The 13591-nt window shown below is 56.3% G+C and carries 12 protein-coding genes; 6 read left to right on the forward strand and 6 right to left on the reverse strand.

The window, feature by feature from the left end:
• The first annotated feature begins 56 nt into the window (after positions 1–56).
• Positions 57–2957 carry an Rne/Rng family ribonuclease gene (locus BUA39_RS00560; protein ID WP_072789412.1) on the forward strand — a complete coding sequence of 967 codons (2901 nt, stop codon included), beginning with the start codon at positions 57–59 and terminating at the stop codon, positions 2955–2957.
• 41 nt (positions 2958–2998) lie between these two features.
• Here the strand turns inward: BUA39_RS00560 and BUA39_RS00565 are convergent, their stop codons facing one another.
• Positions 2999–3226, reverse strand: a complete 228-nt coding sequence (locus tag BUA39_RS00565; protein WP_072789415.1) for a sulfurtransferase TusA family protein — start codon at positions 3224–3226, stop codon at positions 2999–3001.
• 104 nt (positions 3227–3330) lie between these two features.
• Here BUA39_RS00565 and BUA39_RS00570 point away from each other — a divergent pair, with 104 nt between their 5' ends.
• The 3 genes from BUA39_RS00570 to BUA39_RS00580 all read left to right on the forward strand — a co-directional run bounded on the left by BUA39_RS00570 (position 3331) and on the right by BUA39_RS00580 (position 6725).
• Positions 3331–4080, forward strand: coding sequence for a cytochrome c biogenesis CcdA family protein (locus tag BUA39_RS00570; RefSeq protein ID WP_072791624.1), 750 nt, complete (start codon positions 3331–3333; stop codon positions 4078–4080).
• A 63-nt stretch (positions 4081–4143) separates the two neighbouring features.
• Positions 4144–5370 (forward strand): hypothetical protein, encoded by a 1227-nt coding sequence (locus tag BUA39_RS00575; protein ID WP_072789418.1) that lies wholly within the window; start codon positions 4144–4146, stop codon positions 5368–5370.
• On the forward strand, positions 5367–6725 hold the full coding sequence (locus tag BUA39_RS00580; RefSeq protein WP_072789422.1) for a cytochrome P450: 1359 nt from the start codon (positions 5367–5369) through the stop codon (positions 6723–6725). The genes BUA39_RS00575 and BUA39_RS00580 overlap by 4 nt, the downstream gene beginning before the upstream one ends.
• A gap of 59 nt (positions 6726–6784) precedes the next feature.
• On the opposite strand, the gene BUA39_RS16630 is transcribed toward BUA39_RS00580, so the two are convergent.
• Complete coding sequence (locus BUA39_RS16630) at positions 6785–6901, reverse strand: entericidin EcnA/B family protein (RefSeq protein WP_110721798.1); 117 nt, start codon at positions 6899–6901, stop codon at positions 6785–6787.
• A gap of 1 nt (position 6902) precedes the next feature.
• Positions 6903–8717, reverse strand: a complete 1815-nt coding sequence (locus tag BUA39_RS00585; protein WP_423219922.1) for an extracellular solute-binding protein — start codon at positions 8715–8717, stop codon at positions 6903–6905.
• 320 nt (positions 8718–9037) lie between these two features.
• Between BUA39_RS00585 and BUA39_RS00590 the strand changes: the two genes are divergently transcribed.
• Both BUA39_RS00590 and BUA39_RS00595 read left to right on the forward strand, forming a co-directional pair.
• Positions 9038–9811 carry a 3-hydroxybutyrate dehydrogenase gene (locus tag BUA39_RS00590; RefSeq protein WP_072789425.1) on the forward strand — a complete coding sequence of 258 codons (774 nt, stop codon included), beginning with the start codon at positions 9038–9040 and terminating at the stop codon, positions 9809–9811.
• An 81-nt stretch (positions 9812–9892) separates the two neighbouring features.
• Positions 9893–10918 (forward strand): patatin-like phospholipase family protein, encoded by a 1026-nt coding sequence (locus BUA39_RS00595; protein WP_072789429.1) that lies wholly within the window; start codon positions 9893–9895, stop codon positions 10916–10918.
• A gap of 7 nt (positions 10919–10925) precedes the next feature.
• On the opposite strand, the gene BUA39_RS00600 is transcribed toward BUA39_RS00595, so the two are convergent.
• The 3 genes from BUA39_RS00600 to BUA39_RS00610 form a co-directional block, all read right to left on the reverse strand.
• Positions 10926–11690 carry a DUF502 domain-containing protein gene (locus BUA39_RS00600; protein WP_072789432.1) on the reverse strand — a complete coding sequence of 255 codons (765 nt, stop codon included), beginning with the start codon at positions 11688–11690 and terminating at the stop codon, positions 10926–10928.
• 72 nt (positions 11691–11762) lie between these two features.
• Positions 11763–12677 (reverse strand): pseudouridine-5'-phosphate glycosidase, encoded by a 915-nt coding sequence (locus BUA39_RS00605; RefSeq protein ID WP_072789435.1) that lies wholly within the window; start codon positions 12675–12677, stop codon positions 11763–11765.
• Positions 12674–13567: a PfkB family carbohydrate kinase gene (locus BUA39_RS00610; RefSeq protein ID WP_072789438.1), complete on the reverse strand. Its 894-nt coding sequence runs from the start codon at positions 13565–13567 to the stop codon at positions 12674–12676. The genes BUA39_RS00605 and BUA39_RS00610 overlap by 4 nt, the downstream gene beginning before the upstream one ends.
• Positions 13568–13591 lie beyond the last annotated feature (24 nt).

Genomic DNA, 13591 nt, shown 5'->3' on the forward strand with positions numbered 1-13591 from the left:
CCGCCCGGATTGACACCCCGGCGCGCGCAGCATTCGCGTGGGTGCACACGGAAAACATGGCTAAGAAAATGCTCATCGATGCCACCCACGCGGAAGAAACCCGCGTTGTGGTGGTCGACGGAAACAAGGTTGAGGAATTTGACTTTGAATCCGAAAACAAACGCCAGCTTGCTGGCAATATCTATCTAGCAAAAGTCACACGGGTTGAACCGTCTCTGCAGGCGGCCTTTGTAGACTATGGCGGCAACCGCCATGGCTTCCTCGCTTTTTCGGAAATTCATCCTGACTACTATCAGATCCCGGTCGCGGACCGCGAAGCCCTGATGGAAGAAGAACGCGCCTACGCTGAAGCACAGAAAGCGCGTGATGAAGAGGACGAAAAGCCCAAGCCAAAACGGGCGCGTCGTTCGCGCTCCAAGACCCGGACCAAAAAGGCAGAGGCAACGCCAACTGTTGATCAGACTGCTGAGCCAGCAACCGATCAAATCGAAGGCATGGAAACCATTGACCTTGAGGATGGCAATGCCCCTCAGGACGATGCGCCTGCGCTGATCGAAGACACGGCTGCCGTTGCAAGCGACCCTGCGCCAGTCGCAGAGCCTGCTGTGGCAGATGACGCTGCACCTATCGAGGCGACCGAACAGGTCGACACACCTGCAGAGGACTCTGCGGCGGAGATCGTCTCTGAAAAAACGACGGATACTGCCGACGCTTCAGATGAAGCAGATGACGACAAGCCAGGCAAAACCATGGCTGCGAAGTCCGACGGCGATGAGAAAGACGCCGTAGCCACTCAGGACCCTGAGACGGGTGATGAAACCGTCAAGGATGCAGCCCCAGCTGCGAATGACGATGAGGACGCCGCCGAAGAAGACCCGGCTGCTGGCGCAGAAGAAGATGACGCCAAGCCGCGCAAACGGTCTAAGGCCAGCGAAAAAGACGAGACCATCGAATCTGTCGCCGATGATGATGACAGCGACGATATCCGTCCGCCCCGCAAGCCTCGTCCGCGACGCTACAAAATTCAGGAAGTGATCAAGGTTCGTCAGATCCTTCTGGTGCAGGTCGTTAAAGAAGAACGCGGCAACAAAGGCGCCGCGCTGACCACATATCTAAGCCTTGCAGGCCGCTACTGTGTTCTGATGCCAAACACCGCACGCGGTGGCGGTATCAGCCGCAAAATCACCAATGTCGCGGACCGCAAGAAGCTGAAAGAAATCGCGAATGAGATCGACGTGCCGTCGGGCGCAGGTCTGATTATTCGAACGGCCGGGGCGAAACGCACCAAATCCGAGATCAAGCGCGACTATGAATACCTGCAACGTCTGTGGGAACAAATCCGCGAACTGACGCTGAAATCCACAGCGCCAGCGAAGATCTACGAAGAGGGCGACCTGATCAAACGGTCGATCCGCGACCTTTATTCACGCGAGATTGACGAGGTTCTGGTCGAAGGTGAACGCGGTTACCGCATCGCCAAGGACTTCATGAAAATGATCATGCCGTCCCACGCCAAGAACGTGAAAAACTATCAGGACTCGCTGCCTTTGCTCGCGCGTTATCAGGTGGAAAGCTACCTTGGTGGCATGTTCAACCCGACCGTGCAGTTGAAATCCGGCGGCTACATTGTGATTGGCGTGACCGAGGCGCTGGTGGCGATTGATGTGAACTCTGGTCGGGCGACCAAGGAAAGCTCCATCGAAGAGACCGCAACCAAGACCAACTTGGAAGCCGCCGAAGAAGTGGCACGCCAATTGCGCCTGCGTGACCTTGCGGGTCTGATCGTGATCGATTTCATCGACATGGACGAGCGCAAGAACAACCTGGCGGTTGAAAAGCGTCTGAAAGACAAGCTGAAAACGGACCGCGCGCGCATTCAAGTGGGTCGCATTTCGGGCTTTGGCTTGTTGGAAATGTCCCGTCAGCGTCTGCGTCCGGGTATGATCGAGGCGACGACACAGCCATGTCCGGCGTGTCACGGCACGGGCTTGATCCGCTCTGACGACAACCTTGCCCTGAACATCCTGCGCCAGATCGAAGAAGAAGGCACGCGCCGTCGCTCTCGTGAGGTTTTGGTCAAAGTACCGGTGGCGATTGCCAACTATCTGATGAACCAAAAGCGCGAGCATATCGCACAGATCGAGGCCCGCTATGGTCTGTCGGTGCGTGTTGAAGCTGACCCGCATCTGGTTTCGCCTGATTTCTCGATTGAGAAGTTCAAAACGGCGACACGTGTTGTGCCAGAGCCAAGTGCAGCCGTTGTATCGGTTGATACAAACCTTATGGATCAGATCGATAACGACATCGAAGATGCCGAAATCGTTGAGGAAACGCCGACGGAAGAAGCGACATCTGAGGACGAGACCAAGCCAAAGAAACGTCGCCGCCGCCGGCGTCGGCGCAGCAAGTCCAAAACGGGCGATTATCAGAACGATGATCAGTCGCAGGACAACGATGAAAAGTCTGATGACAACGCGGAACAGTCTGCGCAGCCTGAAGACCCCAAATCTGATGAGGCTGTAGAAAGCGCCCCGAACGAGGTGGCTGAAGGAACTCAGGAAGGCGAAGCTGCTGAGGCGGAAGCCAAGACAGAAGAAAAGCCAAAACGCACACGCCGCAGCCGGTCTTCCAGCAAGTCCAAGAAAAAGGACGACGCGCCCAAGGCTGATGCACCAGTGGCTGACGATGCCGCAAAGGAAAACGCACCTGCTGAGACCCCAGCAGAAACGCCCGCAGCGGAAACTTTGGCCGAAGCTGTCGAAGCAGAGCCAACCGCCGACAAACCAGCAGAGGTTGTTGCCGCAGCCAGCGAAGACGCGGGCGACGTTCAGGTGCTTGAGAAAGAAGCCGAGCCAGAGGTTGCAGTAGAGCCAGCAGCCGAGGCACCCAAACCCGAAGCGGCAAAGGCAGATGAACCTGCCAAGCCGAAACGACGCGGTTGGTGGTCAATCAAATAAAACTAAAGCGCCGGGTTCCTGACCCGGCGTTTTCATTTGGATCAGCCTTTTTCGACAGTGAAATAAATCGCGCCAGCGTGTTCTTTACGTTCGATCAGGCGGTGGCCCTGTTCATTGCAAAAATGCGGCACATCCACGATGGAAGCCGGGTCATCAGCGATCAGAATAATCCGTTCACCACCGCCAAGCGGCATCATGCGCTTGCGCAGCTTCAAAACGGGCAGGGGGCACAGCAACCCCAATGCATCGATTTCAGGCAAATCCGTCATAGCTGCCAATTAGCTGTGATGTTTCAACAAGTCCACAGGCTTGTGATAACACGTGTGCCCTTATGCCTCGTGACGGCTGGCCCAAGATCGCCTATGTGAAGCATATGTTTGGAATAGACATCATCGACGCCGCTTTGCTGCCGGCCATGGTCATCGCACTGATGGCGGGGTTTATCTCGTTTCTCAGCCCGTGCGTTTTACCGATTGTGCCGCCTTATCTGGCGTATATGAGTGGCGTTTCTGTCACCGATCTGTCTGAGGGCAAGGCGCAGAACAAGGCGATATTGCCCGCGGTGTTTTTTGTTATGGGGCTGTCGACGGTATTCCTGTTTCTGGGGTTCACGGCCTCGGCCATTGGGACGCTGTTTCTGGAATATCAGCAATGGTTTAACTACCTTGCGGGTGGTCTTGTGATGATCTTTGGCGCGCATTTTGTGGGCGTCTACCGGATTGGGTTTCTGAACCGCGAGGCGCGCATTGATGTCGGAGACCGGGGCGGCAGTGCCTTTGGGGCCTACGTTCTGGGGCTAGCCTTTGCTTTTGGTTGGACGCCTTGCATCGGGCCGCAACTGGGGGCGATCTTGTCCATGGCGGCAACCGAGGCCTCTGTGACACGCGGCACGCTGTTGCTGGCAGTTTATGCCGCTGGGCTGGGTATACCGTTCCTTCTGGTCGCGGCTTTCTTGCCGCGTCTGACGGGCATGATGGGCTGGATGAAACGCCATATGGAGCGGATTGAACGCGTGATGGGGCTGCTGCTGTGGACCATTGGGTTGATGATGATCACCGGCGGGTTCTCGGCCTTCTCTTACTGGCTGCTAGAGACATTCCCGGCCTTGGCGGTACTGGGCTAAGGCGCTAATCTGTCTGTGAACTGGCGTGCAGGGGATACGCCAGAGACAAGAGTGGCCGAGCAGATGCCCGAAACAGCGCCAAAGCGTGCTTTCAGAACCGTGCGCAAGCGTCGGGTGTTCTACATCCCCGGCTATGACCCGATTCCTCCGCGTCGCTATCGCGAGCTCTATCGCAAGGAAGCTGCCGCGCAGGCCTTGATTTCCGGATACGAAATTGCCTTGAGGCCGAAGCAGCGCCAGGGCAACTTTGGCTGGTCGGTTACGGCAAAGATCGAAGGTGTCGCCACGGAAAGCGATGTCGAGGTGCTCGTCTGGTCCGATATCGTACGTGACAGCATGGATGTCGGCATTCTGGCGACGTACCAACAACTAGTCCGCACCGCATGGTGCTACATTCAAAGCGGCGCGCTTTGGCGATTGATGAGGTTACGCAAGGGGCCAGTCATCGCTGCGCTTTATCCGGTGCTTTTCCTACTGGTCCAACTGATCCTGTCGCTGTTTGCGGCCTATGGAATGGGGTGGTTGATCGCTCTGGTTTTGCCGTGGTGGGTTGGCTTGGCAGCGCTAGCCGTGGTGCCAATGTTGCTGGGCTGGTTTAAGAAACAAGACAGCAAGTTCTTTGCCTACTATTTGATGCACGACTATGCGTACTCGGCCTCTACCCGAGGAGCCAACCCGCCAGAATTGGACGCGCGGTTGCAGGAATTCACTGAAGCCATTTCCAAGGCGCTCCGGTCAGATGTGGATGAGGTGCTTGTGGTGGGCCACAGTTCCGGCGCGCATTTGGCGGTGTCTGTGCTGGCGGAATTGATCCGGTCTGGGAAAACATCGCCAAAGGGTCCACAGCTTAGTTTCTTGTCGCTGGGGCAGGTCGTACCGATGGTTTCTTTTCTACCGGAAGCGCATCGATTAAGGGCGGATCTAAGGTATTTGTGCCAAAGAGAAGAACTCGACTGGGTTGATGTCACAGCGCCCGGAGATGGCTGCGCCTTTGCGCTTTGTGATCCGGTCAGCGTCAGCGGGGTGGCGCCAAATCAGGGCAAACTCTGGCCACTGGTTTTGTCAGCAGCTTTCACCCAAACATTAAGCCCGGAACGCTGGCAAGAGTTGCGTTGGCGGTTTTTTCGCCTGCATTTTCAATACCTTTGCGCCTTTGATCGTCCCGGAGCCTATGATTATTTTCAAATCACCGCGGGGCCACGTACGCTTGGCGCGCGCTTTGAAGGCCGCGCGCCATCGGCCTCGCGGATCGAAACGCCGGTGAATAAATTCACCTCGGTGTCGCCATGACAAAGCGCCCGCCAAAACCGGCTTCGCGGCCTAACAATGTCTCGCTTTGGCGGTATGCACGGCTGTTTCGGCGTGATCTTTTATCAGCACAACCTGAACGGCTTTACCGCGCGTGGATGGCTGAGTTTAAGACGCCGTTCTTTCGATCCTACCTGTTGAACCAGCCCGATCTGGTGAAAACCGTGTTGAAGGATCGTCCGGATGACTTCCCAAAGTCTGGGCGGGTCTCAGAAGGGCTGCGCCCTTTGCTTGGAAATTCGGTCTTTTTGACAAATGGCGACACCTGGAAGCGGCAGCGCCGGATCATAGACCCGGCTTTTGAAGGGGGGCGGTTAAAAGATACTTTTCCGGCCATGTGGGCGGCGGCAGAGGCGGCAGTTGCGCGCCTGACATTGCGCACTGGTGAAGACATCGAAATCGAAGAAGAAACCAGCCATGTCGCAGCGGATGTGATCTTTCGAACGCTGTTTTCCATTCCAATCGAACATGAGATTGCCAGTCAGGTCTTTTCCGAGTTCCGCGCCTATCAGCGCAGCCAGCCCATTTTAAACATCGCAGCCTTCGTGCCGCTGCCATATTGGGTGCCGCGCTTTTTTGGGCGCAAGACCAAGGCGGCGGCGGCGTCAATCCGGGCGCTGATTTCGCAGCTGACGCAGGCGCGCATGGCAGAGATCAAAGCCGGAACCACGCCGGATGATCTGGCGACCAAGATCATGACAACGGTCGATCCTGAGACAGGAGAAACCTTTACAGCTGAGGAAATGATTGATCAGGTTGCGATTTTTTTCCTCGCTGGCCATGAAACCAGCGCTTCGGCTTTGGCTTGGACGTTATACCTCGTGGCGATTTACCCAGGGTGGCAGGAACGCCTCGCAGAAGAAGCGCAGGCGCTGCAGGCGCCGGATTTTTCGGTGATGGCGCAGCTGAAACTTAGCCGCGATGTGTTTCGCGAAAGCCTGCGGCTATATCCGCCCGTGCCAATGATGGTCCGCGAAAACCAGTGCCCGGAACGTTTTCGTAAGCGGGACATACGCGCAGGCAGCCAGATGGTGCTGTCACCCTGGCATCTGCATCGCCATGAACGGTTGTGGGACAACCCGGATGGGTTTGATCCCAGCCGTTGGCAGTCTGAGAACGGCAAGCAATGCATGCGCGAGGCCTTTATGCCGTTTTCTGCTGGGCCTCGGGTGTGCACAGGGGCAGGGTTTGCGATGGTCGAAGGGCCATTGATCTTGTCGATGATCCTGCGCAATTTCAAGGTTGAGGCGGTTGAAGACAAAGACCCAGTTCCCGTCGCCCATCTGACGGTGCGTAGTAAAGAGGGGATATGGTTGCGCCTGACAAAAAGACCTTAAAGCAACACATAAAAAGAGGCGCCGAAGCGCCTCTGGTTTCTTGATTATTTGTGCTTGGGTTAAAACCAACTCGACACGCGCCGCGCGCCGCCAGAGATATCTTCGCCAACGCCTTCGACGGTTGCGCAGCCCGCCAATGCGGCGCAAAAAATCAGGGAAAGTGCAACTGCTTTCATCTTATTCCTCATACCACCAAGTTTCCGGGGTCATCCAATAGCCTTCGCCGTAGATCGGCGTTTTCTTCGGGTAGCGCATTTCTTTGATATGGGCAATGCGGCCAACCGCGTAGTTCCAGAAGGGGATGACATAGCGCCCGGCCATCAAGGTCCGATCCAGCGCCTTTGTGGCCGCGATAAAATCTTCTTGGCTTTCAGAGGTCAGCATCGTGTCGATCAACCCGTCAATTGCCGGGGATTTCACGCCCATCCAGTTGCGCGCGCTTTCCCGATCCGCGTATTCGCTGCCCCAATAGAGGTACTGTTCGTTTCCGGGGCTTAGCGACAGGCCGCGACGGAACCACGCCAGGTCAAAATCATAGGCATTGGTGCGTTCGGTGTATTGCGGGCCATCCAGAACATCGATCTGAACGGTTACGCCAAGGCGGTCTAGCGCCTCTTTATAGATGTCGACCACGGTTTGGGTCTCGGTGTCCCCCTGACGCAGCACAATGTTGAATTCCAGCGGCTCACCTTCTTGGTTTTTCAGCACGCCGTCTTCGATGGTAAATCCGGCGTCAGAAAGCAGGCCAGCCGCTTTTACGATATTGGCGCGGTTGCGCGTGGTGCCGTCTGCGACCGGCAAGCTATATCCTTCGATTGCGCCTTCAGGCAGTGAGGCCGCATAGGGTTCAAGGAACTCAGCCACTTTGCCTTTGGCGCGTCCATGGTCCATGCCCAGCACAGAGTTGCTGAAATAGGAGGTAATGCGCGGCTGACGACCACCGGTGATTGTGTCGTTGATGAACTCGAAGTTGAACGCCTGGAGCAACGCCTCGCGCACCCGAATGTCATCCAGAGGTGCACGGCGGGTGTTCATCACCAGACCGGTCATGCCAGAGGGTTTTTCATGGGTGAATTCGCTTTTGACTACGTCGCCCGATTGCGCGCGCGGAAAGTCGTAATTTGTTTCCCATTTCTCGGCGTTGAATTCGCGAAGAAAACTGATTTCCCCGGCTTTGAAGGCCTCGTTCAAGACACCTGCGTCGCCGAAGAATTCGATGCGGATTTCATCAAAGTTATGGGTGCCTTTGCGGAAGGGCACGTCCTTGCCCCAATAATCCGGATTGCGAGTCAGGACGACATAGCGGTTGGCCTCAAAATCGGTGACCATATAGGGCGAGGTCCCCATGGGCACCTGTTGCAAGGTGCTGTCATTGATGTCCATTCCGTCCCATTGCGCCTTCTTCAGGATTGGGCGTAGCCCCGCAATCAGGGCGAGTTCGCGGTCCTCGACATTAAATGTCATCCGCACCGAATGTTCGCCGGTTTGTTCTATGGTTTCGATCTTGTTCCAGAACCCGTGATAGCGCGGATGCCCCTCGGTTCCGAGGGTTTCATAAGACCAAATGACGTCTTCGACTGTGACAGGGGTGCCGTCCCAGAATTTAGCCTCAGGTCGCAGGGTGAATTCAACCCATTCGCGATTCGGACCGGTTTCGATTGTTTCTGCCAGCAGACCATAAAGGGCGAAAGGTTCGTCTCGATTGCGCCCCATCAAACTTTCGTAAGCGAAAAAGCGTAGCTGCCACGGGACTTTGCCCTTGCGCACGAAAGGATTAAGCGAATCGAATCCGCCATTATTGCCGGTCGCGATTCGACCACCTTTGGGTGCATCGGGGTTTGCGTAGGGCAGTGCGCTGTAATCTGCCGGTAAAGCGGGTTCGCCGTACATGGCGATCCCGTGTTTGGGTTCGGCCATCGCCGTTGCGCCCATGAAAATAAGCGTCATCGCGGCGCTTTTCTGTATAAAACTGCGGAAGCGAGTCAGTGCCATCTGCCGAACAATCCCTCTGTGCCTTTGATTATTGTCGTCAGCGTAGCGGGGGATTCCTGCCTTATCAAACTTTTAGCTTGGACTCTCGGCGCGAGATTGCTTATAAAGATGTCACTGCTCGATAGGTTTCTTGCCTGTATGAAACCTGCCTCAATAACTATACGCCCGCCTTGTGCGGGCGTTTTTTTTGGCAGACGCGATTTGCATGACATCCACGCAGTTGTGACCCCGTAGGACTACCCGCGGCGCATTTTCCCCTTATGCTGCGATTGCAGCATGATATGCTATGCACAACGGCGTTGAGGGATAGAGGATATCAAATGACATTGCAGGGTAAGACAGCCATTATCACCGGTTCAAATTCCGGGATCGGTTTGGGAATTGCGCGTGAACTGGCGAAGGCGGGGGCGGATGTCGTCCTGAATTCTTTTACGGACCGCGACGAAGATCATGCATTGGCGGCGCAGATCGCCGAAGAGTTTGGCGTCACTGCGCGCTACATCAAGGCCGATATGTCCAAGGGCGATGAATGCCGCGCATTGATCGAGAAGGCGGGTGGCTGCGATATTTTGGTGAACAACGCAGGCATTCAGCATGTAGCACCAATTGATCAATTTCCGGTCGAGAAATGGGATGCAATCATAGCCATCAACATGAACTCTGCCTTCCACACCATGGCGGCTGCTTTGCCATCGATGCGCGAACGCGGCTGGGGCCGGATTGTGAATATCGCCTCGGCCCATGGTCTGACGGCCTCGCCTTATAAAGCGGCTTATATTGCCGCCAAACACGGCGTTGTTGGCATGACCAAGACCGTCGCACTGGAGACAGCCGAGGAACCGATCACATGTAACGCGATCTGTCCGGGCTATGTTTTGACACCGCTTGTTGAGGCGCAGATCCCCGACACGATGAAGGAATACAACATGTCGCGCGAAGACGTTGTGAAAAACGTGATGTTGAAACGACAGCCTTCCAAGGAATTCGCGACGGTAGAGCAAATGGGCGGCACAACCGTTTTCCTCTGCTCGGACGCGGCGGCACAGATCACCGGAACAACAATCAGCGTCGATGGCGGCTGGACAGCACTCTAACGCGTAGAGCGTGAAACGAGATGAGGGGCGTTGCCCCTCAAACTCCCCAGAGTATTTTTGCAAAGGTGAAAGGGGAACGATTTGGTTCGCATTAACCTCGCGCTGCAGGGCGGCGGCGCACATGGGGCTTTCACCTGGGGAGTATTGGATGTTCTGCTGCAAGACCCAGATATCGAGATTGCCGCGATTTCAGGGACCTCGGCAGGGGCACTGAATGGTGCGGCATTGAAGGCCGGCCTGCTGGAAGGCGGCAGGGACGCCGCGCGTGTCAATCTTGACTGGCTTTGGGGCCGTATGGGCGCTTTGTCGGGGCCTGCGGCGATGCAGTGGATGGGGCCATGGAGCGCGGGCGCTATTTCCAAGACACTGGAATATTCGCTGCCTTTTATGATGGCGGATATGGCAAGCCGGATGATGTCGCCCTATAGCTACGGGCCGTTTTATAGCCACCCTTTGAAGTCGATTGCTGAAAAGTTCCATTACGATAAGGTTTGCGCCGATGACGGGCCGCGTTTGTTTGTTTGCGCCACGAATGTGCGCACCGGCAAGGCGAGAGTATTCACGCGGGATGAGATCAGCACCGAGGTGATCCTTGCCTCTGCGTGTCTGCCAACGCTGTTTCAGGCGGTTGAAATCGATGACCCGAAAACCGGGCGGCGAGATGCGTTTTGGGATGGCGGCTATACGGGCAACCCGGCGCTTTGGCCGCTCTTTGATCAGGCGCTACCGGATGACATTGTGATTGTGAATATCAATCCCATTGAACGCAGCGAAACGCCAACCTCTCCGCAGCAGATACAATCGCGCATGAATGAGATCAGCTTTAATGCCTCATTGATGAGTGAGTTGCGTGCAATTTCCTTTGCCAAACGTCTGATCAAGGCAGGCGCGATCGCAGAGGGGGAGATGAAAGATGTCTATATTCACATGATCTCTGATGATGATCTGATGAATGACTTGTCGGTGGCGACCAAGATGGTGGCGGTGCCGTCCATCCTAGCGCGTTTGAAAGCAGCCGGTCAGGCGGCGGCAGAAGGTTTTATCGCCCAACACAAGGCGCAATTGGGGCAGGGCAACACCATCGACCTGCAGCGAATGTATAGCTAACGGTCGCTTATTCGGCAGCCTCGGACGGTTTGTCGACCGGCAAAGCAGCTGGTTTGCTGGGGTCTTTGGAGTTCGGGTAAACAAGCCCTGCCGAAATCACCAGTTTTGCAGCGTCTTCAACCGACATATCCAGTTCGATCACATCGCTTTTTGGGAAAAATAGCAGGAAGCCTGACGTTGGGTTCGGCGTCGTCGGGACAAAGATCGACAAAAGCGGTTCTTCGGTCTCTGGCCGTTCATTGATTTCGCCCTTGGCATTGGTCGAGATAAACCCAACCGCCCAAATACCCTTGCGCGGATATTGCACGAGGCAGGCTTTTTCAAAGCTGCGCTCGGACTGCGCAAACACCGTTTCAGCAATCTGTTTGACGCCCGAATAGATCGACCGCACGACGGGCATACGGTCCACAAGGTTTTCCGCGTAGCGGATCATGGACTTACCAAGCAGACCCTTAGCGATCCAACCAATGAAGATGGTGAACAGCAGGAAGAAGACCACGCCCACGCCACGTATGTTGATGGCGTTTCCTTCGCCGATCCATGCGTTGTAGCGCTCTGGGCCGATCACATAGCGCACAAGGTTATCGGGCTGGTAGAATTCTGGCACAAACGGCAGCACAAAGCTGTCGACCCAGCCAATGAATGTCCAGATCAGCCACAGCGTGAAAGCCACAGGCGCAATGACAACCAAACCCGTCAGAAACGAGGAGCGCATCCTAGAAAGGAAACCCGGCTTGGCCGGATGTGAGGTCTCGTCAAATGGTGTTGTCATCTTTGGCCCAGTTCATGTTGGCTAGATATGCCCTATACTATACCGCTTCAATATCGCGGCAAATACGGGGCGTTAAGACTTGTGGTTCACCAACTCCGTGGCAATGGCAGCGGCAAGGCGGGCATTGTTTAAAACCAAGGCGATATTTGCCTCAAGCGACTTCCCATCTGTCAGTTCAAGAATGCGACCGAGGAGGAAAGGCGTGACGCCTTTGCCGGTGATCCCTTGAGCCTCTGCCTCGGCTGTCGCCTGCGCAATGATGGGGGCGAGTTGGTCAGCAGAAATTTCCGCCTCTTTGGGAATTGGGTTTGCAACCAGCTGCCCGCCGGGCAGACCCATACGCGCGCGCATGGCGTGGCTCGCGGCAATTTCAGCCGCTGTATCGAGCCGCAATGGGGCGGCCAATTCTGACGTCTGAGACCAGAACGCCGGGAAGCTGTCTTGCCCATAGGCAATCACTGGCACGCCCTGGGTTTCCAGCACCTCAAGCGTTTTGGGCAGATCAAGGATCGCTTTGGCCCCGGCAGCCACAACGGTAACCGGCGTTGCCGCAAGTTCGGTCAGGTCAGCGGAAATATCAAAACTGGTCTCCGCACCTTTGTGCACGCCGCCGATTCCGCCCGTCGCAAAAACCGAGATGCCCGCAAGATGCGCGCCGATCATAGTGGCGGCAACTGTTGTCGCGCCTGTGCGGCCTGTAGCCATGCAGACCGGCATATCAGCACGCGAGACCTTCATCACGTCTTTAGCTGTCGCCAGCGCGTTTAATTGTGCATCATCCAGACCAATGTGCAGCGTGCCGTTCAGTACAGCGATTGTTGCTGGCGTTGCTCCGCTTTCGCGCACCGTGGCTTCGACCTGACGTGCGACCTCGACGTTTTGCGGGTAGGGCATACCATGGGTGATGATGGTGCTTTCCAGCGCCACGATGGGCGTGCCTGCGTCCTTGGCGGCTGCAACTTCTGGGGACATCACAAACAGTGTCATTTCGGGCTTCCTCCGGACACATAGGTCGCAGCTGCGCGCAGGGCACGTTGCAGGCTTTCTTCGCGGTTGCTGCCTTCTTTCTCAGCGGCGATATGAGCGGCCATAAAGGTGTCGCCAGCACCGGTCACACGGGTGACCATGACCGAAGGCGGTGCCATCGTGATGACGCCATCTGCCGTTGCGTCGCTTGCGCTATTGCCGCCGTCCGTGACCAAAGCACGCCGCGCGCCGCGATCCAAAAGACCGGCTGCTGCGGCTTCAGATGACGTGAATTCTTTCTGGCAAAGCAATCCCGCTTCTTCGAGGTTCACATAAAGCGTGGCCCGGTCATGCACGAGGAACGGCAACAGCCGTTCGGCCTTGCCAGGACTTGCCGGTGCAACGCGCAGGTCAGCTTTGGCGAAGGCATCGCTGACCGCGATCTTTTCCAAAAGCCGCTGCGTGAGGTTGCCATCCAGCGCAATGAAGCCTTCATAGGGGGCGCTTTCGCTACCCAAGGTGCCATCGTTCAGCGCGCGCAGGATCTTGCTGCCTGCGGCCTCAAGCGAATGGGCGTCGGCAATGGCCGCGATCAACCCATTGGCGCCTTCGACGGCCATGTAGCGGTCGGTGGGCAAGTCGTCAGAGCGATAGACATAGGCCGTGTCAACGCCCAGTTCTTCGCAGGCTTCGATCAATTCATCGCCCTGCGTGTCGCGGCCAATGGCTGTCAGAAGCGACGGCTGCAGGCCAAAACGGGACAGCGTCATCGCGATGTTCATCGCAACCCCACCGGGGATACGCGTGATGCGTCCGGCCACATCGCTGCCTTGCCGCATGTGAACCGAAGATCGGCCGATGATGTCCCAAAGGACAGAGCCGATGCAAAGAATATCGTGTGATTTGGTCATGCCCTGCTTGTGGCGGGAAAGCGG

It is taken from the genome of Cognatishimia maritima, assembly GCF_900129685.1.
GTDB lineage: Bacteria > Pseudomonadota > Alphaproteobacteria > Rhodobacterales > Rhodobacteraceae > Cognatishimia > Cognatishimia maritima.

Excerpts from the sequence above, each read along its gene's own strand:
- BUA39_RS00560 (WP_072789412.1), top strand. The coding sequence starts at position 57 with ATGGCTAAGAAAATGCTCATCGATGCCACCCACGCGGAAGAAACCCGC.
- BUA39_RS00565 (WP_072789415.1), bottom strand. The coding sequence starts at position 3,226 with ATGACGGATTTGCCTGAAATCGATGCATTGGGGTTGCTGTGCCCCCTG.
- BUA39_RS00570 (WP_072791624.1), top strand. The coding sequence starts at position 3,331 with ATGTTTGGAATAGACATCATCGACGCCGCTTTGCTGCCGGCCATGGTC.
- BUA39_RS00575 (WP_072789418.1), top strand. The coding sequence starts at position 4,144 with ATGCCCGAAACAGCGCCAAAGCGTGCTTTCAGAACCGTGCGCAAGCGT.
- BUA39_RS00580 (WP_072789422.1), top strand. The coding sequence starts at position 5,367 with ATGACAAAGCGCCCGCCAAAACCGGCTTCGCGGCCTAACAATGTCTCG.
- BUA39_RS16630 (WP_110721798.1), bottom strand. The coding sequence starts at position 6,901 with ATGAAAGCAGTTGCACTTTCCCTGATTTTTTGCGCCGCATTGGCGGGC.
- BUA39_RS00585 (WP_423219922.1), bottom strand. The coding sequence starts at position 8,717 with ATGGCACTGACTCGCTTCCGCAGTTTTATACAGAAAAGCGCCGCGATG.
- BUA39_RS00590 (WP_072789425.1), top strand. The coding sequence starts at position 9,038 with ATGACATTGCAGGGTAAGACAGCCATTATCACCGGTTCAAATTCCGGG.
- BUA39_RS00600 (WP_072789432.1), bottom strand. The coding sequence starts at position 11,690 with ATGACAACACCATTTGACGAGACCTCACATCCGGCCAAGCCGGGTTTC.
- BUA39_RS00605 (WP_072789435.1), bottom strand. The coding sequence starts at position 12,677 with ATGACACTGTTTGTGATGTCCCCAGAAGTTGCAGCCGCCAAGGACGCA.
- BUA39_RS00610 (WP_072789438.1), bottom strand. The coding sequence starts at position 13,567 with ATGACCAAATCACACGATATTCTTTGCATCGGCTCTGTCCTTTGGGAC.